Raw genomic sequence first — 19,365 nt, forward strand, 5'->3', positions numbered from 1 at the left:
GGGATTAGGGATGTCTGATAAGAATAACAAGATTCCCTTTAATGAAGATAACTATACGCACAATATCGAACGGAATAACGAAAGAAAACTGGATAGACGGGGATTCATGAAAACTTTGGTAGGTGCGGCCGGTGTATTTGCGGTTTCCTCCCTTCCCTGGGGGGCGGTAGCTGCCAAAGAATTGATGGGGCTTGGCGAAAAGGAATATCCTCATAAGAAAATAACCGAAGTAAGCAAGCTTCCAATCGGCGATGCAGTGGAGTTCAAGTTTCCCGGAGATCATGATGATGCAATATTAATCCGCTTATCAGAGAACAAATATGTTGCCTATCAGAACGCGTGTACACATCTGCGCTGCCCGGTATTCTGGGTGAAGGAGCAAGGAGAAATGATTTGTCCTTGCCACCACGGCAAGTTCAATGTGGAAACTGGTGCGCCGACTGCGGGACCGCCAAGAAGGCCGCTTCCGGAAATACAGGTTAATGTGGAGAATGGCGCAATTTATGCGGTCAGGGTGAAGCGTTATGAAGCGTAGATACCTTGGAGTCATTATTTTGGCCGCGATATTAATGATGAATATTATCTTTACTCAATATATGGTCCACCAATATTATTACGAAAACTATGAAAATGTACTAATTTTTGGCGGGCTGAATATTGTTCTTTTTCCCCTGGCTGTATTCGCTTATAAAAAGACGATTAACATGAGGGCGTGATTCATATGAACAGTGAAACATATCTTGATTTTTGTTTTGTAAGAGAACGATCCGGGGATTTTGCTCCGGAAGTTGATCAGCTCCTCTCCGAACTCTTTAAGGGAGTCCGCCTCAACTGGTACTTGGATGAAAAGTCACATGACGGCATGGACATTGTTGTAGCGGAGGTAAAAGGCATGAGCAAATGGCAATCGGAAGAGGAAACCATTGAATTTATAGAAGAAAATGCAGGAGAATCTTTCTGGAAATATCTGCAGGGATACCAGATGTATGTTTATCCTGCCAAAAGAGGGTGCGGCAGCTGTGGAACTCATTAAAAAAGAGGATCTGGATGGATTTGTCCGGGAGAAGGTTCAGGTGGCAATCTTAGATGAAGATGGAAATGACAAAGCACCATTTGTTCCTAAGATCATTGAAAAAACCGGACTATGTCCTGATGGAACACACTTACGGATTTATTTCGATAAAATGAACTTTTTTGCGGTCCCGCTGACCTCCTCTGCAGAAGCATCTGAGACCCAGTGGGCTGCAATTGATCAGGAAGCCGGATTAAAATATGTAATTAAGAAGAGAGCGTGAACAAAATGATAAGAAAAATACAGCTTCCATTGCAGACGTTAAACTTAGTGGCCGGGTTTATGGTTTGGGTGCTGATATCCTCTCTTATGCCATTTATAAAGGAAGATATCAATATACCTGCCGATAAGCTTGCTCTTGTAACAGCTGTTCCGGTCATCCTCGGATCGCTGCTCCGCATACCTCTGGGATATTATGCTAATCAGTTTGGCGCAAGAGTAATCTTTATGCTGAGTTTTATTCTTCTATTATTTCCAGTCTATTATATCAGCATAGCAGATTCGATTACTGATTTGCTTATCGGGGGATTATTCCTCGGCCTTGGAGGAGCGGTATTCTCTGTTGGTGTTACTTCTCTTCCGAAGTATTACCCAAAGGAGCGCCATGGGTTTGTTAATGGCATTTACGGGGCAGGGAATCTTGGAACAGCCATCACTGCCTTTGCAGCACCAGTTGTTGCCACAAAATTTGGATGGTCCCTAACTGTACAGATTTACCTTGTTCTGCTGGGGATTTTCATTGCGGCTAACTTCTTCCTGGGAGATAAAAAAGAAGTTAAGGTACAGACTCCGCTTCTTGAGCAAATAAAAGGGGTCTACAAAAATGAAAAACTATGGCTATTGAGTTTATTCTATTTTATTACCTTCGGTTCATTTGTGGCATTTACTATTTATCTGCCAAACTTCCTTGTCGCTCATTTTGAACTTGATAAAGTTGATGCGGGCTTAAGAACTGCAGGTTTCATTGTTCTTGCAACTGCCATGAGGCCAATAGGCGGATGGCTGGCTGACCGCTTTCACTCTTTAATTTTGCTGATGTTTGTTTTTGGAGTCTACACTATTTCAGCGGTGATCCTATCTCTATCCCCGTCTATTACATGGTATACATTCGGATGCTTAAGCATTGCTCTATCAGCAGGAATTGGAAACGGCGTTATCTTTAAGCTTGTGCCTATGTACTTCCAGAAGCAGGCCGGCATCGTAAACGGAATTGTGTCTGCGATGGGCGGTCTGGGAGGATTTTTCCCTCCGCTGATTTTGACTCTTTTATTTAACATTACTGGTCATTACGCGATTGGTTTTATGGCATTGTCTCAAGTGGCGCTCGCCAGCCTGATTCTCGTTGTATGGATGTACTTCCAGGGAAGAATGGAAATTGCGAGCCAGGTGATTGATCATACAATCGAAGGCATTCTGGTTACGGATAAGAATGGAAAAATAATCTCTGTAAACCCTGCCTTCACAGAAATCACCGGATATAAGGAAGAGGAAGTAGTCGGAAAAAACCCAAGTGTACTTAAATCAGGGAGGCAGTCTAAAGGCTTCTACCAGGACTTGTGGACTTCAATCGAAAAGAATGGATTCTGGCAAGGGGAAATATGGAATTCCCGTAAGGATGGGGAAGAATATCTCCAGTGGCTAACCATAAGTGCAATAAAAAATGATGCAGGTGATGTAGTCCAATATGCAGGCATGTTCAGTGATATTTCCAGCCATCGGGTAAAAAAAGCTTAAAAAAAGCAAAATAATAAATTCAAAAGGAGGAGGGATGAAATGGAAACCCAGCCAGCAAAGAAAAATATCAGTTCATATATTATTCAATCTCAGGAAGATGAGATCAAGCGTATCGCTCTGGAGCTTCACGAAGGGGTAGGGCAGACGCTTTACAGCTTATATACAGGCATGCAGTTCATTCAGACAGCTGTCGATCAGCCTGAGGTGAAGGGCTATTTAGGGGATATGGCTCAAATGATGGAAAAAACGATTCAGGAAATCAGGCTTCTGGCTGTGGAATTGCATCCCCCTGCTTTAGGAACCCTCGGTCTGCTGCCGGCCCTGAAAAGTTATCTGAAATTATATACTTCCACCTATGGAATCATCGTTGATCTTCAAAATGAGGGAACGGAAGTGCAAATCAGGGAACAGGAAAGGATTACTCTGTTCCGTGTTTGCCAGGAAGCCCTGGCTAACATAGCAAGGTATGCTGACACAATGAGTGCAGGCATTATTCTTCGGTGGGAACCGGGAAAGCTTTCGATCACTATTCAAGATAAGGGGAAGGGCTTTGATGTAGATGCCGCGATGAAAAATTCAGCCGGCATTGCTGCCATGATGGAGAGAATGCTGTTAATCAACGGCAGATGCGTAATCAGCTCAAAAATCGGTGAAGGGACTTCAATAGATATCACCCTTCCGTTATACTAAGATTATACTTAACAAGGGATCTGCATATAGCGGCTCCCTTGTTGCCTATTTCAGATTTTTATATACGGACAAATACTAAGGGGGAGCGGGCTTGATCAATATTTTACTTTGCGACGACCACGCGGTGGTCAGGATGGGTTTGAAAATGCTTTTAAATAACCATGATGACATGCAAGTGGTTGGTGAAGCTTCTGAAGGCAATGAGGGGATTCAGCAGGCCCTGGAATTAAAGCCTGATGTGGTTGTCATGGATTTAAGCATGCCCCATGGGAAAGATGGCATGTCGGCAACCTCAGAATTAAAAAAACTAATGCCTGAAATAGCGATCCTTATTTTAACCATGCATGATGATGAGGAATACTTATTCAGGGCGATTCAAGCGGGCGCTTCCGGGTGTATTTTAAAGAGTGCACCTCATGATGAACTGCTCGCAGCAATCCGGTCTGTTGCAAGCGGGAATGCGTATTTGCATCCTTCTGCAACCAAAAGGCTTATGGAAGAATATATCGGAAGTGTGAAGCAGGGGAACACCGATACATTCAACCTTCTTTCCGACAGGGAGAAAGAAGTTCTTACATTAATAGCCAAAGGGTTTTCCAATAAGGAAATTGCTGAACAGCTTGTGATCAGTGTCAAGACAGTTGAAACACATAAAGGAAATTTAATGGAAAAGCTTCAGATGAAAACCCGGCCTGAGCTCGTTGCTTACGCCTTAAAGAAAGGGCTGCTTGGCTATGGAATATAAGGGGTGCAGTCCTGGCGAAAGCGTCCAAATTGATCAGGCTTGTGAGAAGGTGCTGACAGAGCTTGAATGTGATTTTGTTGGATTGGCACTGCAAAATACTGATGGCCCGGATGTGAAATGGCATTATGCCGCAGGAAACAGCAACGAGAAATATAAGCGGATAACAGTAAGGTACGGCAAAGGCATTGCAGGGAAAGTGATTTCAACCGGAAGGCCGATGTATGCGGACAACTTCCCCGAAAATATTGCCGGCAAAGCATTGGAATACCCGATTATGCTTGCTGAAGGCCTGAAGCATGCATATGCTGTTCCCATTCATTTTAATGGTATCCCCAAGGGGGTCCTCCTGATCGGGAACCGGTCGGCTCATCCTATAAATGAAAGCATGCAAAGTTCAGCAAGGGATGCAGCCAGGACACTTGAAAAAAAGCTGAATGGTTAAAATAATGCAACTGGAGGAACGTAAATGGACAGGAATAATCAGCTGGCGAAAAAGAGAGAGATTGCTCCTGATTCCAGTGATGCAACGATTCTTGTAAATAGATTTGGGAATATTTATTATGCGAACGAGCAGGCTCAGAAGCAATTTGGATATAGCGAACTGGAGCTGCAGGGGAAGAGTCTGGAGGAACTGCTTCCTGAGATCACTCTTCTTGAAACAGAAGAGGGTAAAGTGGTTCACCAGTATGGACATCATCGTAATGGTGGCGTATTTTCAATTTTTTATAGAATTAATTCTTTCAAGCTGGCAGAAGAAAGCTATTATCTAATCGTCTTTCACTCAGTCAAAGACCGTTCCCGCTTAAAAAAGCAGCAGTCATACCCGTTAAAGGAATTGGTTGACCTGCAATTTGCCCTGGATGAATCAACAATTGTCGCCTTTACAGACAGAAAAGGGAAAATCACCTATGTGAATGAAAAGTTCTGTGAGGTATCGAAATATTCTGCAGAAGAGCTGATTGGCAAGGACCATAGAATTATCAACTCCTCATACCATTCCAAGGATTTTATGGAAAATCTTTGGACTACCATTTCGAGCGGGGAAGTCTGGCGCGGAGAAATAAAAAACAAAGCTAAAGACGGAACTTATTATTGGGTAGATACTACGATCGTTCCTTTTATTGATGAAAAAGGGAAGCCGTATAAATACCTGGCAATCCGGAAGGAAGTAACAGAATATAAGCGGGTTGTCGAGGAACTGAAAAATTCCGTGAACGAGCTGATTGATTTAAAGTTTGCCCTGGATTCTTCATCCATTGTGGCCATTACAAATCAGAAAGGAACGATTACGTATGTGAATGATCAATTCTGCAGCATCTCAAAATATTCAAGGGAAGAATTGCTGGGACAGGATCATAGAATTATAAACTCAGGGTACCATTCCAGAGATTTTTTCAGAGATTTATGGAGGACCATTACTTCCGGGAGGGTATGGAAAGGCGAGATCAAGAACAGAGCTAAGGATGGAACTTATTATTGGGTGGATACCACGATCGTCCCATTCCTTAATGAAAAAGGGAAACCCTATCAGCACCTTGCTATTCGACATGAAGTCACACAGCGAAAAAATGCAGAAGAAGAGCTGCAGAAAATGATGACAAGAATAATAGATGTTCAAGAGGATGAGCGGAAAAGGCTGTCACGGGAACTTCACGACGGAATAGGACAAAATTTGTACAGCCATCTGATTACCATTAATAGGCTTCAGGCTGAAATAAGCCATCCGCTGCTTGATCAAATGCAGGATGAGGCTACTGAAATCATTGAAGAGCTGCGGAATCTTTCATGGGAGCTTCGTCCCTCAGTGCTTGATGACCTGGGTCTGATACCTGCGATCCGATCCTACCTGGTCCGTTTTTCAGAACATCATAATATCAATGTCCATTTTGATTGTTACCTGGCTTCCCGCCTTAGTTCAAATAAAGAAATCACCATCTATAGAATCATTCAGGAAGCACTGACGAATATAAGGAAATATGCTGAGACAGATGAAGCAGCAGTTACAATCAGGCAAATGGAAGCAGAAATCCGTATTGTCATTGAAGATAAAGGGAAAGGGTTCAATGTTAATGAAGTTTCAAGAGGAGTCGGTCTATTTAGCATGGAAGAGCGGGCAAGAGCTGCGGGCGGTTCCATAAATGTTTATTCAGAAGAAAATAAAGGGACAAAAATTATACTTGAAATTCCTTTATAGAAAAAAGCTGCCGAGTTTTGGCAGCTTTTCCTGATGCGTTTCTAAATTACATATCCTAATAAAGTTCCGCCAAGGGCTCCAGTCACAACAATGATCCAAGGCGGCAGTTTCCAATAAACAAGCATGCTGAATAATACTGCGGCAAAGGCAAAATCCGCCGGCTCGAGGATACTGCTGGTCCATATGGGATGATAAAAGGCAGAGATTAAAATGCCGACAACTGCCGCATTCACACCCATTAATGCGCCCTTGATTTTAGGATTGCGGCGAAGTGTGTCCCAAAATGGGAGTGTTCCTAAGATCAGCAGAAAAGCAGGCAGGAAGATTGCAGCCGTTGCAAGCAAACCGCCCTGCCACCCGTTCATCACTGCTCCAAGATAAGCTGCGAAAGTAAATAACGGCCCCGGTACTGCCTGAGCTGCACCGTATCCTGCCAGAAAGGCTTCTTCACTTAGCCAGCCTGTTGGGACGAATTCTCGTTCCAGCAAAGGAAGGACAACATGACCGCCGCCGAAAACCAGAGATCCTGAACGATAAAAGCTGTCAAATAAAGCAACCCACTCCACTGCGGTTAGCTCCCTTAAAATCGGAAGCCCTATTAAAAGGCTAAAAAACAACACTAAACAGCCAATGGCAAAGCCTTTGGAGATTGGGAACTCCATCGGTGCATTATCGTTATCTGCATGCTTTTTATAGATTAAAAATCCGATAAAACCAGAGACAAGGATGACCGCAACCTGCGTAATGGCTGTCTGCCATAAAAGTGTTGCAATAATTGCAAGCAGTGCCAGCGTTTTTCGGGAAAGGTCAGGTACAAGCTTTTGTGCCATTCCAAGGACAGCGTGAGCCACTACGGCCACCGCGACAATTTTGAGTCCGTGGATCCAGCCGGCTTCTGCCGGATTAATGCCTTGAAGAAGAATGGCAAAAATAATCAGAGCTATAACAGATGGCAAGGTGAAACCAAGGAATGCCATAATGCCGCCTGCTGCTCCAGCCCTCATGGCACCAATGCCGATCCCGACCTGGCTGCTTGCCGGACCGGGAAGGAACTGACAAAGTGCTACTAAGTCTGCGTAGCTTTTCTCATCCATCCATTTTCTTCTGCGGACATACTCATCGTGGAAATAGCCGAGATGAGCTACAGGTCCCCCGAAAGATGTTAGTCCAAGCCTTGTTGAAACCATTAATATTTCCAGTAAAGTTTTAAGGCCAGTTTTGTTTTTTTTCATATGCATCTCCTTTAATCCTTGATTTCTTTAAAAAGCTCATAAGCTTTTTTTCTCGATTCCTCCAGAACAATAATCCCTTTTTTAGTTGCGGTATAATACTTTCTGATTCTGCCATCTACATTTTTCTTCTCCTGTTGAAGGAGTCCGTCTGACTCCATTGAATGCAGGATCGGATACAATGTTCCGGAACTGATGCTGTACCCATGCTCTCTCAGTTCTTCAGCCATCCATGCGCCGAAGACAGGGTGCTCCTTTGCATGATGAAGAATATGGATTTGAATAAACCCCAGAAAAAGTTTTCGCAGTATTTTATCTTCCAAGCAAAAGCCTCCCTTGTTAATTTCGAAAATCGATATCGGATTTCGATAATTGGATGATACCAAAATAAAGGTGACAGGAAAAGGGGGAGCATCTTAAATTTACAAAACTTTAACATAGGCATAAAAAAGAACGCTTTTAAAGCGTTCCATTATCAGCTATTCTGTTCATTTCTTAAAATTTCATAAGCCTGATAACCGGCTTCTGCCGTTAACTTTTCCCACAGCTGATCACGCAGTAAATCGAGTTCAATAATCCTTCTCGCCAGATCTATTGTATTTTTTGAATCCATAATGGCCCCCTGATTAATAACGGCATGAATTGCTGTTTTTTAATATAACCTCAAGTTCTGTTAGGGTCAGCTTTTGTAAAGCAGGTTCAGAATGCTGATATTCGCTCCCTGATTTGACCAGCAGATCAATTATATATTGCCGTTTTTTCTCAATGGCTTTCCGTAAATATTGCATTATTGTCTCCCCTTCTCTTTAAGTTTTTGTTTATTCTAAAATAAATGCAACTCTTATTCAGTTGTTATGTTAATTTTTCTGACATGGTTTTTGCTGTTTTGTTAGATTTTCTGACAGGAGTAATGAAAACTTTTGAAAGATTAGTATAATGAAAGAAATTGGATATATTGAGGTGACGCGATTGGATAGAGAAACATCCTATAAAACCAGAAAAGTCATTTCGATTGGGACGGTAAGCGAACTGACAGGACTTAGTGAACGGCAGATTCGTTACTACGAAGAGAGGAAATTGGTTTTCCCTGAAAGGTCAGAAAGAGGAAGCAGAAAATATTCTTTTCTCGATGTGGAGACGCTCATTGACATAGCCAACAAAAGGGAGGAGGGAGTCCGAACAGAAGAAATCCGCTCTGAATTGAAGCGAAAAAAGAAAAAAGACGATAAAGCATCACGGTCAAAAATGATTCAGGGTCAGATTAATGCGCAGTTTGGAATACCGAAGAAATAAATGAGAAAGTGATTATTCTGCAGGCAATAATCGCTTTTTTTTATTCAATTTCTATTCAGCCTTACATGGTATGCTCCGATCTTAGCGAACATTTTTATATAAAATATTAGACAAAAGGTCTTTCTTTCGTTTACCATTTCCGTTAAGATGTAACCCTATATAAGAGAGTTTTCAATTTTAGTTTTATAAAGCAGGTGGAAAAATGGGGAAAGAATACCCGCCGACAATAGAAGTAATTGAGATATGCTTGCTTGCAGGGAAAATCATGCTCCAGGGCGGGGCAGAAACGTATCGGGTAGAGGACACCATGACAAGGATTGCTGCTTCCCTGGGCATACCGCACTCACATAGCTATGTAACGCCAACCGGAATTATATTTTCTACAGATGGAACTGAACCGGCGAAGCTGATCCGGATTTCAGAACGTTCAACGGATTTGTACAAAGTGACATTGGTGAACGGAGTTTCGCGCAGGATCAGCAGCGGTGAACTGGATGGAAAGGAAGCATTGGCAAGGCTGAAGGGAATTGAAAGTGCCGACTATACCTTCCCTGTATATCAGCAGATTCTTGCAGCCTCAATTGCAAGCGGCTGTTTTTTAATTATGTTCCTTGGAAGCTGGACTGATTTTATTCCAGCCATGATTGCAGGCGGTCTTGGTTTTGTATCATTTTTATACGTACATAGAGTTGTCCAGATCAAATTTTTCTCTGAATTTATTGCTTCATTATTAATCGGCCTTATCGCCTATTTCTTTGTGTACTCAGGAGTGGGCACAGAGCTTGATAAGATCATTATCGGGTCAGTGATGCCGCTTGTTCCGGGGCTATTGATAACAAATGCAGTCAGGGATTTAATGGCCGGGCACCTTGTTTCCGGACTGTCAAAAGGTGCTGAAGCATTTTTGACAGCTTTTGCCATTGGTGCTGGGATTGCTCTGGTCTTCACTTTTTAAATGCAATAGCGGAGGAATATGCCTATGTTTATGTTGACTCATATGATTACAAGCTTTATTGCATCAGCAGGGTTCGGAGTGCTTTTCAATGCCCCGAAAAAATCGCTGCTGAAATGCGGCTTTGTCGGGATGGTCGGCTGGTTCGTTTATATTTGGCTTGTCAATTGGCAGTATGATGCTGTCATTTCTTCATTAATTGCAGCTTTTACGATCGCCGTGATCAGCCAGATTTTTGCCAAAATGTATAAAACACCTATTATTATTTTTAGTGTTGCCGGCATCATACCACTGGTTCCAGGAGGGATTGCTTATGATGCGATGCGGAATTTTGTTGAAAATGATTACAATACGGCCATTCAGCTCGCTGCAAAAGCATTCATGATTTCCGGAGCCATCGCAGTAGGACTTGTCATTTCAGAAGTAATCAATCAAATGATCCGCAAAGTTCAGTTCAAATCAAGGATTTGAATTTCAGCTGATGCTTTAACACCAGCCTTATAAAGCGGTACAGCCAGACTCGTTCTGGAAATAAAAGGAACGGATTTTTCTTGTAATATATTCCTGGTGAATTTATAATCAAATATATTTGATTTTTTCAGAAAAAGGAGAATAAAATGATCCGACGGTTTTTTAGCTACTATAAGCCGCATAAGCGCTTGTTCATTCTTGATTTCAGTTCAGCAGTATTCGTTGCAATCCTTGAATTGGGCTTTCCGCTTGCGGTTCAGTGGTTTATCGACAGCCTGCTTCCAAGCGGGAATTGGTCCATGATTGTTTCTGTCAGTGCCGGCCTGCTTGCTCTTTATGTGACGAGCACACTTCTTCAGTTTGTGGTTAACTATTGGGGCCACAAGCTCGGCATCAACATCGAAACAGATATGCGGCAGCAGCTTTTTCAGCATGTGCAAAGGCAGTCTTTCCGCTTTTTCGATAATACCAAAACAGGGCATATCATGAGCCGGGTGACAAACGATCTTATGGATATCGGAGAGCTTGCCCATCATGGACCGGAGGATTTATTTATAGCGGTCATGACGTTTGTGGGTGCATTCTGGATTATGCTGACGATCAATGTCAAGCTGGCTTTTGTAACCATATTTGTTCTTCCGTTTCTTGTATGGCTGATTACGTTCTGCAATATTAAAATGAACAAAGCATGGAAAAGAATGTACGGTGAAATTGCCGATATCAACGCACAGGTAGAGGATAGTGTATCTGGTGTTCGTGTGGTTCAGTCTTTTACAAATGAAAGCTATGAGATTAAAAGATTTAAGGAAAACAATGGCAGATTCCGTCTTGCCAAGCTTGCAGCTTACAAGATTATGAGCTTCAGTGCATCCGGAGTCTACATGCTGACCAGATTAGTTACGCTGATTGTTCTTGTATATGGTTCCTGGCTGAGCTTTAGCGGGCAGCTTTCATACGGTGAATTGGTTGGATTTGTGCTCTATGTGAATGTGCTATTAAAGCCAATTGATAAAATCAGCGCCCTTATGGAACTGTATCCAAAGGGAATGGCTGGTTTCAAACGGTTTTTAGAAATCATTGATACTGAACCGGAAATTGAGGATACGAAAGATGCCATAGAGGTTGAATCCTTAAGGGGTGAAATCCGTTTTCAGGATGTATCGTTCAGTTATGACGAGCATAAATCGGTGCTTGAAGGAATTGATCTTCAAATAAATGCAGGTGAAACAGTTGCTTTTGTCGGACCTTCCGGAGCCGGAAAGACAACGATTTGTTCTTTGATTCCACGCTTTTATGATGTGAATGGCGGAAGTATTAAGATCGATGGAATGGATATCAGGGACATGACGAAAAAATCACTGAGATCGCATATTGGCATTGTCCAGCAGGATGTCTTCCTGTTTACCGGTACCCTGAAGGAGAATATTGCTTACGGAATGCTTGGAGCTACATATGAGCAGATTGCGGACGCGGCAAAAAAAGCACACCTGCAGGACTTCATCACATCTCTTCCGGATGGCTGGGAAACACAAATTGGGGAACGGGGATTAAAACTGTCAGGCGGACAAAAACAACGAATCGCCATTGCGAGAATGTTCCTTAAAAATCCGCCGATCTTAATCCTGGATGAAGCAACCTCGGCGTTGGATACTGAAACCGAACAAATTATTCAAACGGCATTGAACGAGCTTGCCGTAAACCGCACCACACTGGTCATTGCCCACAGGCTTGCAACCATCCGCAATGCGGACAGAGTAGTCGTTGTCACAGAAGACGGGATTGCTGAAGAAGGCACACATGATGAACTGATCGAAAAGAACGGAATCTTTGCAGGTCTTCATAATGTACAGTTTCAAAGATAAGCAGAATCCGATTTGGATTCTGCTTTCTTTGTGTTACTTCGAAATCTGAGAATCATCCAATAAATTGAGGTTAATTTTCAGAACAGTCAAAAAGTACTATTGGTTTTTCTGCTTTATATGGAAGTTTTTAACTAGAACAGGACTTATGTGGTATAGACAACTATACTCTAGCTCTATTAATCTTACAATATGTAAACCCTTTCATTAAGAAGAGGAGGTTAAAGGCTGATGAAGATTCATAAAAATAAAGGAGGTAATATGAAAAATAAAACTATGCTTGTTGCGCTATCTGCCGCACTTAGCACATCACTCTTTATTCCGGCAGCATATCCTGCGTCTGCGCAAAGCGCTGAAGGAGTTAAGCCAACGATGGAAATGAAAAACAATAAAGATGTGAAACACAAAATTCATCCTATTTTTTCGTGGGATCGTCCTGGGCCGATTTCTCCTATTCTTCATCCTGGTTCTGCAGTGGGTGCCGGAATGGTTCAGCTGCCCCTTGATAAAATCGATCCATTAATGGAGGAGATGATTTCAGAAGGCGTCATGCCGGGTGCTGTCACTTTTGTGGCAAGGCGCGGCCATATCGTCAAGCATGATGCATACGGATATTCGTACCGCTACACGGATGATAAGTTTACTGAGGCTCAGAACCCGATTGAAATGACAGAAGATACCATCTTTGATCTGGCTTCAATCAGTAAAATTTTTACCACAACAGCTGCGATGATAATTTATGATGAAGGCCGCTTTCAGCTGGATGATCCTGTTGCGGAATATATTCCCGAGTTTGCCGAAAACGGAAAGGAAAATGTAACGATACGCCAGCTGATGACACATACTTCAGGCTTTACTGCATGGATTCCATTATATTCACAAGGAAGCAGCAGAGAGGAACGCATGCAACTCGTTTTTAAACATCCATTGGCCAATGAGCCGGGTGAAGCGTATACATACAGCGATTTGAATATGATTACGCTCGGTGCACTAATCGAACGCCTTTCAGGACAAAGCCTGGATGAGTTTGTGAAAGAACGCATAACCAAACCGCTCGGTATGAAGGATACGATGTATAATCCGCCTGAATCTTTGAAGCATCGGATTGCAGCCACGGAATATCAGCCTGCTATCAACAGGGGGCTTGTGTGGGGAAAGGTTCACGATGAAAATGCCTGGTCGCTTGATGGAGTTGCCGGACATGCGGGTGTCTTTTCCACTGCCTCCGATCTTGCCAAGTTTGCCCATATGTATGTAAATGACGGGCGGTATGGCGGCAAGCGGATATTAAAAGAAGAGACGGTGAAAATGCTGATTCAAAATCAAATCCCTCAATTTCCAGGTGATGATCATGGCCTGGGCTGGGAGCTTGGCCAGGGATGGTTCATGGATGCCTTATCAGAGGGGACTTCGCTTGGGCATACAGGGTACACTGGAACATCCATTGTCATAAACCGAAATAATGGCACGATTGCAATTCTCTTAACAAACCGTGTGCATCCTTCAAGAAATACGGTTACAACGAATATTGCAAGGCGTGCATTTGCAAGACAAGTGGCGGATTCAATTCCTGTAGCCATTCCGGGAAAAGGGCCGGCGTGGTTCTCAGGATATGGAGATAAAGTTCAGCATGAGTTAACCGCTAAAGTGGATCTCAAACAAAAGGCGGTCCTGTCGTTCGATACCTGGTACAGAACTGAAACAAATGCAGATATGGGTGTGGTTGAGTTCTCAGAAGATGGCGTTAATTGGAAACAGGCAGCACAGCCATATACAGGCAGCAGCATCGACTGGAAAAAGGAAAAGCTGATGATTCCGGCAGGAACTTCCCACATCCGATTCCGTTTCGTGACAGATAGTACAGTAAACGGCAGAGGCTGGTATGTTGATAATGTAAAACTCCAGCTTTCAGATGGACAAAAAGTGAAGCCTGCCCTCTCAGGAAACGGTTGGGAAAAAAGAAATTACTAGTATTCGATTTTTTAGTAAAAAGTAAGCTCATATGAAAAAGCAGTAAGGACGGTGGAAGAAATGGGTAAAGTCAGCAAAGTTATGTTTATTTTCCTTCTCACAATTACACTTGCCGTTTCGCAATTATGGATGGGAGGATCCTTGAAAAACGCAGCGGCAGAAAGTACAGCAAAGGATTTAATACTCCTGGAGAATGTACCCCAGGCCAGCACGGAAATCAGTGGAGATGCATTCCAATTAAAAGCGCTTCATGTATATAAAGAAGGGCATTTCATGGGAGTATCTGAAGGGCTGAAATGGAATTCCAGCAATAAAACTGCTGCAGCAGTTGATCAGTCAGGGAATATTACTTTAAGAGGGAAGCCGGGAAAAACCTTTATCAGTGTAACAGACGGAGTATATAAGGACCGTATCGGACTTCAAATAAAACCTGACCATAAAAAGGGCAGCAAAGGCAAGCCTGCTTTTAAAGTGAAAATTATAAAAGAGCATGGGAAACGGTATGACCTCATCAGCCGGGCAGTGAAAAATATGTCCATTGAAGAGAAGGTAGGCCAGATGCTGATGCCGGATTTCCGCACCTGGAAGGGACAAAATGTCACTAAAATGCTGCCGGAAATAGAGAAGCTGGTAAAAGATTATCATCTTGGCGGGGTAATATTATTCCGTGAAAATGTGGTGACAACCGAACAGACTGCCACATTGGTTTCAGATTATCAGAAAGCTGCCCATAAATTCGGCTTATTGATGACGATTGACCAGGAAGGCGGAATTGTTACACGTCTTCAATCAGGAACTGACATGCCTGGCAATATGGCGTTAGGGGCTGCCCGTTCTGAAGAAATTTCCCGCAAGGTCGGAAAGGCGATTGGGGAGGAGCTTTCATCACTCGGTATTAATATGAACTTTGCACCTGTCATGGATGTAAATAATAATCCCGACAATCCTGTAATTGGCGTTCGTTCATTTGGGGAGGACCCGCAGCTTGTTGCTGACTTGGGTGTTGCTTATACTGAAGGATTGCAATCAGCAGGTGTTGCTGCTACTGCAAAGCATTTTCCCGGACATGGAGATACAGCAGTTGACTCACATCTTGGATTGCCTGAAGTGCCTCATGATAAAGAACGTCTAAAGGAAGTTGAATTGTATCCTTTTCAAAAAGGAATGGAAGCAGGAGTGGATGCCATCATGACTGCCCATGTTACCTTCCCTAAGATTGATGACACGAAAGCAATTTCGAAAAAAACAGGTGAAGAAATCGCCGTCCCGGCCACTCTTTCCCATAAAGTGCTGACAGAACTTATGCGTGAAGAAATGGGATATGAAGGGGTAATTACAACAGATGCAATGAATATGAACGCTATCGCTGAACACTTTGGGCCAGTTGACGCAGCTATTCGGGCAGTTAAAGCTGGAACAGATATTGTGCTAATGCCTGTTGGACTCGAAGAAGTTGCAGAAGGGCTACTGAATGCAGTGGAGAATGGAGAAATATCAGAAAAACGCATTGAATCATCAGTCAAACGAATTTTAACACTGAAATTAAAGCGGGGAATTATTAAAGAAGAGAAACCCCAGCCGATTGATGAAAAAATTGCAAACGCTCTTAAAACAGTCGGATCAGAAGAACATAAACAAATAGAAAAAGAAGCAGCAGAACGTTCTATCACATTGGTGAAAAATGAAGGAGATGCACTGCCATTACAAGTATCTCCTGAGGATAAGATTGTCGTTGTCGGCAATACGTATATTACAGACTTAAAGAACGCAATGGGCAAGTTTCATGCAAAAACAACGGTCATCCAGACCTCAAGCTATGTATTAACGGAAGAGCAGAAGGAACAAATCAGGAATGCCAGTGCGGTTATTGTGGGCTCCTATACGTTTAATGTATCAGGACGATCACCAGATAGCGCCCAGATGAAGATGGTTAATTCCATCATTGCTGAATCAGAAGCTCCAGTCATTTCGGTTGGCATCCGTAACCCATATGACATCATGGCCTATCCGGAAGTTGATGCTTACATTGCACAATATGGCTTCAGAACGGCGAGCTTTGATGCAGCAGCAGGTGTTATCTTTGGCCAGATTAATCCTTCAGGCAAATTGCCTGTAACAATTCCGGGTACAGATGGCAATGTACTATATGAATTTGGGCATGGATTGAGCTATTAGGATGAGGCATAAAAAACAGAATGGGTACATGCAGGTTTAGTTCTTGCATGTACCTATCCTTAACCTGGGAGGGGAAAATAATGAAGAAATGGTTTATGGGTTTTTTGACAATGATTCTCGTACTCTCTTCTTTAACTGTTGTGCTAGCAGATAACGGCAATGGCAAAGGAAAAGGCAAGAAAAAGAAATTCGAGCTTGGTGTTGAAGTCCTTTTGGATGATAAAAAAGACCTTATTGAAGGAAAACGGGTTGGCCTAATTACAAACCCGACTGGGGTCGACTCGAATTTAAACAGTATTGTTGATATTCTGCACAATGATCCGGACGTGGAGTTAACTGCGTTATATGGTCCGGAGCATGGAGTCCGCGGGAGTGCGCAAGCGGGAGAATATGTTGAGTATTATATCGATGAAAAGACAGGGCTTCCTGTTTACAGCTTATATGGAAAAACCAAAAAGCCTACGCCTGAAATGCTTGAAAATATTGACGTGCTTCTGTTTGATATCCAGGATGTCGGAACACGTTTTTACACGTATATTTACACAATGGCTTACGCGATGGAAGCAGCAAAAGAAAACAATATCCCTTTCATCGTGCTGGACAGGCCTAATCCTCAAGGTGGTACAAAGGTTGAAGGACCGGTGCTTGATATGGAGTATTCCTCCTTTGTGGGGAATTACCCGATTCCGCTTCGCCATGGGATGACTGTAGGTGAACTGGCCGAATTGTTTAATGAAGAGTTTGAAATAGGTGCAGATTTAACTGTTGTCAAGATGAATGGATGGAAGCGCAATATGTATTACGATGACACCAGACTTCAGTTTGTCATGCCGTCTCCTAATATGCCAACACTCGAAACAGCGTTAGTATATCCGGGAGCGGCATTGATTGAAGGAACGAATGTTTCTGAGGGGCGCGGCACAACAAAGCCGTTTGAACTGATTGGTGCTCCATTTATCAATGCCGATGATTTGGCTGGACATTTGAACGGTCTAGATCTTCCCGGGGTAACTTTTAGAGCTGCATCATTTACACCAAGCTTCTCCAAGCATGCAGGACAGCTTTCCCACGGGATTCAGATTCATGTTACACATCGTGATGCATTCAAGCCTGTCGAGACCGGCCTTCACATTGTGAAGGCGATCCATGATATGTATCCGGAAGACTTCGAATTCCGTGCAGAGAACAGTTCTGGAATTTCATTCTTTGACAACCTGATGGGTAATGGCTGGGTACGTGAAGCCATTGAGGAAGGAAAAACTGTTGAAGAAATCTCCTCCAAATGGGAAAAGGAATTAAAACAATTCAAAAAGACACGCGAAGAATATTTACTCTATTAAATTTGCAGGAAAGAACCTGGTGGCATTATGCTCCAGGTTCTTTTTTTGCGGGTCAGCGCAGCACTGATGGTCCCTGGTACTGAATTATAAAGCCTGTTCATATTATGTAATAATCCATGGAGAAAGAGGTGTGTGAAAATGCTGGGGTTTTTACAGAAGATTGGCAAGTCTTTAATGCTGCCGATTGCAGTTATGCCTGCTGCTGCACTTTTGCTGAGGCTGGGACAGGATGACCTTTTAGGGATACCATTTATATCTGCAGCCGGAAATGCTGTTTTCGGACATTTGGCTCTCTTGTTTGCCATTGGAATTGCCATCGGTTTTTCTAAGGATGGCAGCGGGGCAGCTGCCCTTGCTGGTGCAGTGGGTTATTTTGTACTGACTGAAGGTGCCGCAGCGATAAACGATACGGTCAATATGGGCGTTTTTGGAGGGATCATTTCCGGTATAATTGCAGGGCTATTATACAATAAATATCATGATATTAAGCTGCCGGAATGGCTTGGTTTCTTTGGGGGAAAACGGTTTGTGCCGATTATCACTTCACTCGTTATGATCGTTATTGCATTTTTGTTCGGCTATGTGTGGCCGCCGGTCCAGGCAGGCATTAACAGTGTCGGCGATTGGATAATCGGTGCAGGTGCAGCAGGTGTCGGGGTCTTTGGATTCCTGAACCGTCTATTAATTCCGGTTGGTCTCCATCATATACTGAACACACTTGTCTGGTTTGAGTTCGGCGAGTTTACCAATGCAGCAGGGGATGTCATCAAAGGAGATTTATGGCGCTTCCTTGCCAAGGATCCATCTGCTGGAATCTTTATGACAGGATTCTTTCCAATTATGATGTTCGGGCTGCCTGGTGCGGCTCTTGCCATGGTTGCGGCTGCAAAGAAGGAAAGAAGGAAGGCAGTGGCAGGGGCGATGGCCGGACTCGCATTTACTTCCTTCCTGACAGGTATTACAGAGCCGATTGAATTCCTGTTTATGTTCTTATCGCCGGTTCTATATTTAATTCATGCTGCTTTGACAGGTCTGGCTATGTCCATTACCTATGTCCTGGATATTCATCATGGGTTCGGGTTCTCGGCAGGTGCCCTCGATTATATACTAAACTTTGGAATAGCTCAGAAGCCGGTTCTGCTGGCCGGGATAGGTATTCTATATGCCCTTCTGTATTTTGCAGTTTTCTATTTCCTGATCAAGAAACTGGATTTGAAAACACCTGGAAGGGAAGATGAAATTGAAGGTGAATTTGAAGGGAATTCTGCTCTAAAGGGCAAATATGCTGAAGCAGGAGATGCTTACCTGGCGGCATTGGGCGGTAAAGAAAACCTTGAAGAAATCGATAATTGTGTTACCCGCCTTCGTTTAAGGGTAAAAGATATGGCTCTTGTCGATGAAGTGCAATTAAAACAGCTGGGTGCAAAAGGAGTCATCAAACTCAGCAAAACCAGTCTGCAGGTCATTGTGGGAACGGATGTAGAGTTCCTTTCAAATGAAATGAAGAAAAAACTATAAAATTTGCAATCTGGCTCTGATAAAGGGCCGGATTTTTTATTCTGTAGCAGTGATTGGACAAGTGCCAATTTTTGCATGGCCGGGATATTTGTTTATGCATGTCCAAGTTTGGAACATACGAT

The 19,365-nt window shown here is 43.1% G+C and carries 21 protein-coding genes; 17 read left to right on the top strand and 4 right to left on the bottom strand.

Annotated elements, in window-relative coordinates:
* The first annotated feature begins 10 nt into the window (after nucleotides 1–10).
* The 9 genes from NYE23_RS04565 to NYE23_RS04605 all read left to right on the top strand — a co-directional run bounded on the left by NYE23_RS04565 (nucleotide 11) and on the right by NYE23_RS04605 (nucleotide 6,435).
* Nucleotides 11–535 (top strand): Rieske (2Fe-2S) protein, encoded by a 525-nt coding sequence (locus NYE23_RS04565; RefSeq protein WP_341075797.1) that lies wholly within the window; start codon nucleotides 11–13, stop codon nucleotides 533–535.
* A complete protein-coding gene (locus NYE23_RS04570) occupies nucleotides 525–716 on the top strand; it encodes a hypothetical protein (RefSeq protein WP_341075799.1) in 192 nt (63 codons plus the stop codon). Before NYE23_RS04565 ends, NYE23_RS04570 begins: the two co-directional genes overlap by 11 nt.
* A gap of 5 nt (nucleotides 717–721) precedes the next feature.
* The gene (locus tag NYE23_RS04575) at nucleotides 722–1,033 is read left to right on the top strand and encodes a hypothetical protein (RefSeq protein ID WP_197206101.1); all 312 of its coding nucleotides are present in this window, start codon (nucleotides 722–724) and stop codon (nucleotides 1,031–1,033) included.
* Nucleotides 1,020–1,295: a hypothetical protein gene (locus tag NYE23_RS04580; RefSeq protein WP_341075801.1), complete on the top strand. Its 276-nt coding sequence runs from the start codon at nucleotides 1,020–1,022 to the stop codon at nucleotides 1,293–1,295. Before NYE23_RS04575 ends, NYE23_RS04580 begins: the two co-directional genes overlap by 14 nt.
* Before the next feature lie 5 nt (nucleotides 1,296–1,300).
* Complete coding sequence (locus NYE23_RS04585) at nucleotides 1,301–2,806, top strand: MFS transporter (protein ID WP_341075803.1); 1,506 nt, start codon at nucleotides 1,301–1,303, stop codon at nucleotides 2,804–2,806.
* A 39-nt stretch (nucleotides 2,807–2,845) separates the two neighbouring features.
* Nucleotides 2,846–3,496: a sensor histidine kinase gene (locus NYE23_RS04590; RefSeq protein ID WP_341075805.1), complete on the top strand. Its 651-nt coding sequence runs from the start codon at nucleotides 2,846–2,848 to the stop codon at nucleotides 3,494–3,496.
* 91 nt (nucleotides 3,497–3,587) lie between these two features.
* Entirely contained in the window at nucleotides 3,588–4,241 is a 654-nt protein-coding gene (locus tag NYE23_RS04595) for a response regulator (RefSeq protein WP_035329596.1), read from the top strand.
* Nucleotides 4,231–4,683 (top strand): GAF domain-containing protein, encoded by a 453-nt coding sequence (locus NYE23_RS04600; RefSeq protein WP_341075808.1) that lies wholly within the window; start codon nucleotides 4,231–4,233, stop codon nucleotides 4,681–4,683. The genes NYE23_RS04595 and NYE23_RS04600 overlap by 11 nt, the downstream gene beginning before the upstream one ends.
* Before the next feature lie 24 nt (nucleotides 4,684–4,707).
* The gene (locus NYE23_RS04605) at nucleotides 4,708–6,435 is read left to right on the top strand and encodes a PAS domain-containing sensor histidine kinase (protein ID WP_341075809.1); all 1,728 of its coding nucleotides are present in this window, start codon (nucleotides 4,708–4,710) and stop codon (nucleotides 6,433–6,435) included.
* A gap of 41 nt (nucleotides 6,436–6,476) precedes the next feature.
* Here the strand turns inward: NYE23_RS04605 and NYE23_RS04610 are convergent, their stop codons facing one another.
* The 4 genes from NYE23_RS04610 to NYE23_RS04625 form a co-directional block, all read right to left on the bottom strand.
* The gene (locus NYE23_RS04610) at nucleotides 6,477–7,673 is read right to left on the bottom strand and encodes a chromate transporter (RefSeq protein WP_445662580.1); all 1,197 of its coding nucleotides are present in this window, start codon (nucleotides 7,671–7,673) and stop codon (nucleotides 6,477–6,479) included.
* 5 nt (nucleotides 7,674–7,678) lie between these two features.
* Complete coding sequence (locus tag NYE23_RS04615) at nucleotides 7,679–7,987, bottom strand: PadR family transcriptional regulator (RefSeq protein ID WP_341075811.1); 309 nt, start codon at nucleotides 7,985–7,987, stop codon at nucleotides 7,679–7,681.
* A gap of 152 nt (nucleotides 7,988–8,139) precedes the next feature.
* Nucleotides 8,140–8,277 (bottom strand): hypothetical protein, encoded by a 138-nt coding sequence (locus NYE23_RS04620; RefSeq protein WP_341075813.1) that lies wholly within the window; start codon nucleotides 8,275–8,277, stop codon nucleotides 8,140–8,142.
* A gap of 13 nt (nucleotides 8,278–8,290) precedes the next feature.
* Nucleotides 8,291–8,452 carry a Fur-regulated basic protein FbpA gene (locus tag NYE23_RS04625; RefSeq protein ID WP_341075815.1) on the bottom strand — a complete coding sequence of 54 codons (162 nt, stop codon included), beginning with the start codon at nucleotides 8,450–8,452 and terminating at the stop codon, nucleotides 8,291–8,293.
* Between the two features lie 181 nt (nucleotides 8,453–8,633).
* On the opposite strand from NYE23_RS04625, the gene NYE23_RS04630 reads away from it, so the two are divergent.
* The 8 genes from NYE23_RS04630 (at nucleotide 8,634) to nagE (ending at nucleotide 19,243) form a co-directional block, all read left to right on the top strand.
* Nucleotides 8,634–8,957: a MerR family transcriptional regulator gene (locus NYE23_RS04630; RefSeq protein WP_341075817.1), complete on the top strand. Its 324-nt coding sequence runs from the start codon at nucleotides 8,634–8,636 to the stop codon at nucleotides 8,955–8,957.
* 202 nt (nucleotides 8,958–9,159) lie between these two features.
* The gene (locus NYE23_RS04635; protein WP_341075819.1) at nucleotides 9,160–9,912 is read left to right on the top strand and encodes a threonine/serine exporter family protein; all 753 of its coding nucleotides are present in this window, start codon (nucleotides 9,160–9,162) and stop codon (nucleotides 9,910–9,912) included.
* A 24-nt stretch (nucleotides 9,913–9,936) separates the two neighbouring features.
* On the top strand, nucleotides 9,937–10,380 hold the full coding sequence (locus tag NYE23_RS04640; protein WP_113881300.1) for a threonine/serine exporter family protein: 444 nt from the start codon (nucleotides 9,937–9,939) through the stop codon (nucleotides 10,378–10,380).
* A 146-nt stretch (nucleotides 10,381–10,526) separates the two neighbouring features.
* Nucleotides 10,527–12,242 (top strand): ABC transporter ATP-binding protein, encoded by a 1,716-nt coding sequence (locus NYE23_RS04645; RefSeq protein WP_341075823.1) that lies wholly within the window; start codon nucleotides 10,527–10,529, stop codon nucleotides 12,240–12,242.
* A 258-nt stretch (nucleotides 12,243–12,500) separates the two neighbouring features.
* Complete coding sequence (locus NYE23_RS04650; RefSeq protein WP_341075824.1) at nucleotides 12,501–14,210, top strand: serine hydrolase; 1,710 nt, start codon at nucleotides 12,501–12,503, stop codon at nucleotides 14,208–14,210.
* Between the two features lie 60 nt (nucleotides 14,211–14,270).
* On the top strand, nucleotides 14,271–16,385 hold the full coding sequence (locus NYE23_RS04655) for a glycoside hydrolase family 3 protein (protein ID WP_341075826.1): 2,115 nt from the start codon (nucleotides 14,271–14,273) through the stop codon (nucleotides 16,383–16,385).
* 80 nt (nucleotides 16,386–16,465) lie between these two features.
* Nucleotides 16,466–17,725, top strand: coding sequence for an exo-beta-N-acetylmuramidase NamZ family protein (locus tag NYE23_RS04660; RefSeq protein WP_341075827.1), 1,260 nt, complete (start codon nucleotides 16,466–16,468; stop codon nucleotides 17,723–17,725).
* A gap of 138 nt (nucleotides 17,726–17,863) precedes the next feature.
* Nucleotides 17,864–19,243, top strand: coding sequence for an N-acetylglucosamine-specific PTS transporter subunit IIBC (gene nagE / locus NYE23_RS04665; RefSeq protein ID WP_341075829.1), 1,380 nt, complete (start codon nucleotides 17,864–17,866; stop codon nucleotides 19,241–19,243).
* Nucleotides 19,244–19,365 lie beyond the last annotated feature (122 nt).

This window comes from Cytobacillus sp. FSL H8-0458 (assembly GCF_038002165.1).
Taxonomy (GTDB): domain Bacteria; phylum Bacillota; class Bacilli; order Bacillales; family Cytobacillaceae; genus Cytobacillus.

What these genes read in the sequence shown, in the direction of transcription:
- NYE23_RS04605 (WP_341075809.1), top strand. Translation starts at nt 4,708, where the DNA reads ATGGACAGGAATAATCAGCTGGCGAAAAAGAGAGAGATTGCTCCTGAT.
- NYE23_RS04570 (WP_341075799.1), top strand. Translation starts at nt 525, where the DNA reads ATGAAGCGTAGATACCTTGGAGTCATTATTTTGGCCGCGATATTAATG.
- NYE23_RS04645 (WP_341075823.1), top strand. Translation starts at nt 10,527, where the DNA reads ATGATCCGACGGTTTTTTAGCTACTATAAGCCGCATAAGCGCTTGTTC.
- NYE23_RS04640 (WP_113881300.1), top strand. Translation starts at nt 9,937, where the DNA reads ATGTTTATGTTGACTCATATGATTACAAGCTTTATTGCATCAGCAGGG.
- NYE23_RS04625 (WP_341075815.1), bottom strand. Translation starts at nt 8,452, where the DNA reads ATGCAATATTTACGGAAAGCCATTGAGAAAAAACGGCAATATATAATT.
- NYE23_RS04610 (WP_445662580.1), bottom strand. Translation starts at nt 7,673, where the DNA reads ATGCATATGAAAAAAAACAAAACTGGCCTTAAAACTTTACTGGAAATA.
- NYE23_RS04565 (WP_341075797.1), top strand. Translation starts at nt 11, where the DNA reads ATGTCTGATAAGAATAACAAGATTCCCTTTAATGAAGATAACTATACG.
- NYE23_RS04600 (WP_341075808.1), top strand. Translation starts at nt 4,231, where the DNA reads ATGGAATATAAGGGGTGCAGTCCTGGCGAAAGCGTCCAAATTGATCAG.
- NYE23_RS04575 (WP_197206101.1), top strand. Translation starts at nt 722, where the DNA reads ATGAACAGTGAAACATATCTTGATTTTTGTTTTGTAAGAGAACGATCC.
- NYE23_RS04620 (WP_341075813.1), bottom strand. Translation starts at nt 8,277, where the DNA reads ATGGATTCAAAAAATACAATAGATCTGGCGAGAAGGATTATTGAACTC.
- nagE (WP_341075829.1), top strand. Translation starts at nt 17,864, where the DNA reads ATGCTGGGGTTTTTACAGAAGATTGGCAAGTCTTTAATGCTGCCGATT.
- NYE23_RS04585 (WP_341075803.1), top strand. Translation starts at nt 1,301, where the DNA reads ATGATAAGAAAAATACAGCTTCCATTGCAGACGTTAAACTTAGTGGCC.
- NYE23_RS04635 (WP_341075819.1), top strand. Translation starts at nt 9,160, where the DNA reads ATGGGGAAAGAATACCCGCCGACAATAGAAGTAATTGAGATATGCTTG.
- NYE23_RS04650 (WP_341075824.1), top strand. Translation starts at nt 12,501, where the DNA reads ATGAAAAATAAAACTATGCTTGTTGCGCTATCTGCCGCACTTAGCACA.
- NYE23_RS04660 (WP_341075827.1), top strand. Translation starts at nt 16,466, where the DNA reads ATGAAGAAATGGTTTATGGGTTTTTTGACAATGATTCTCGTACTCTCT.
- NYE23_RS04590 (WP_341075805.1), top strand. Translation starts at nt 2,846, where the DNA reads ATGGAAACCCAGCCAGCAAAGAAAAATATCAGTTCATATATTATTCAA.
- NYE23_RS04655 (WP_341075826.1), top strand. Translation starts at nt 14,271, where the DNA reads ATGGGTAAAGTCAGCAAAGTTATGTTTATTTTCCTTCTCACAATTACA.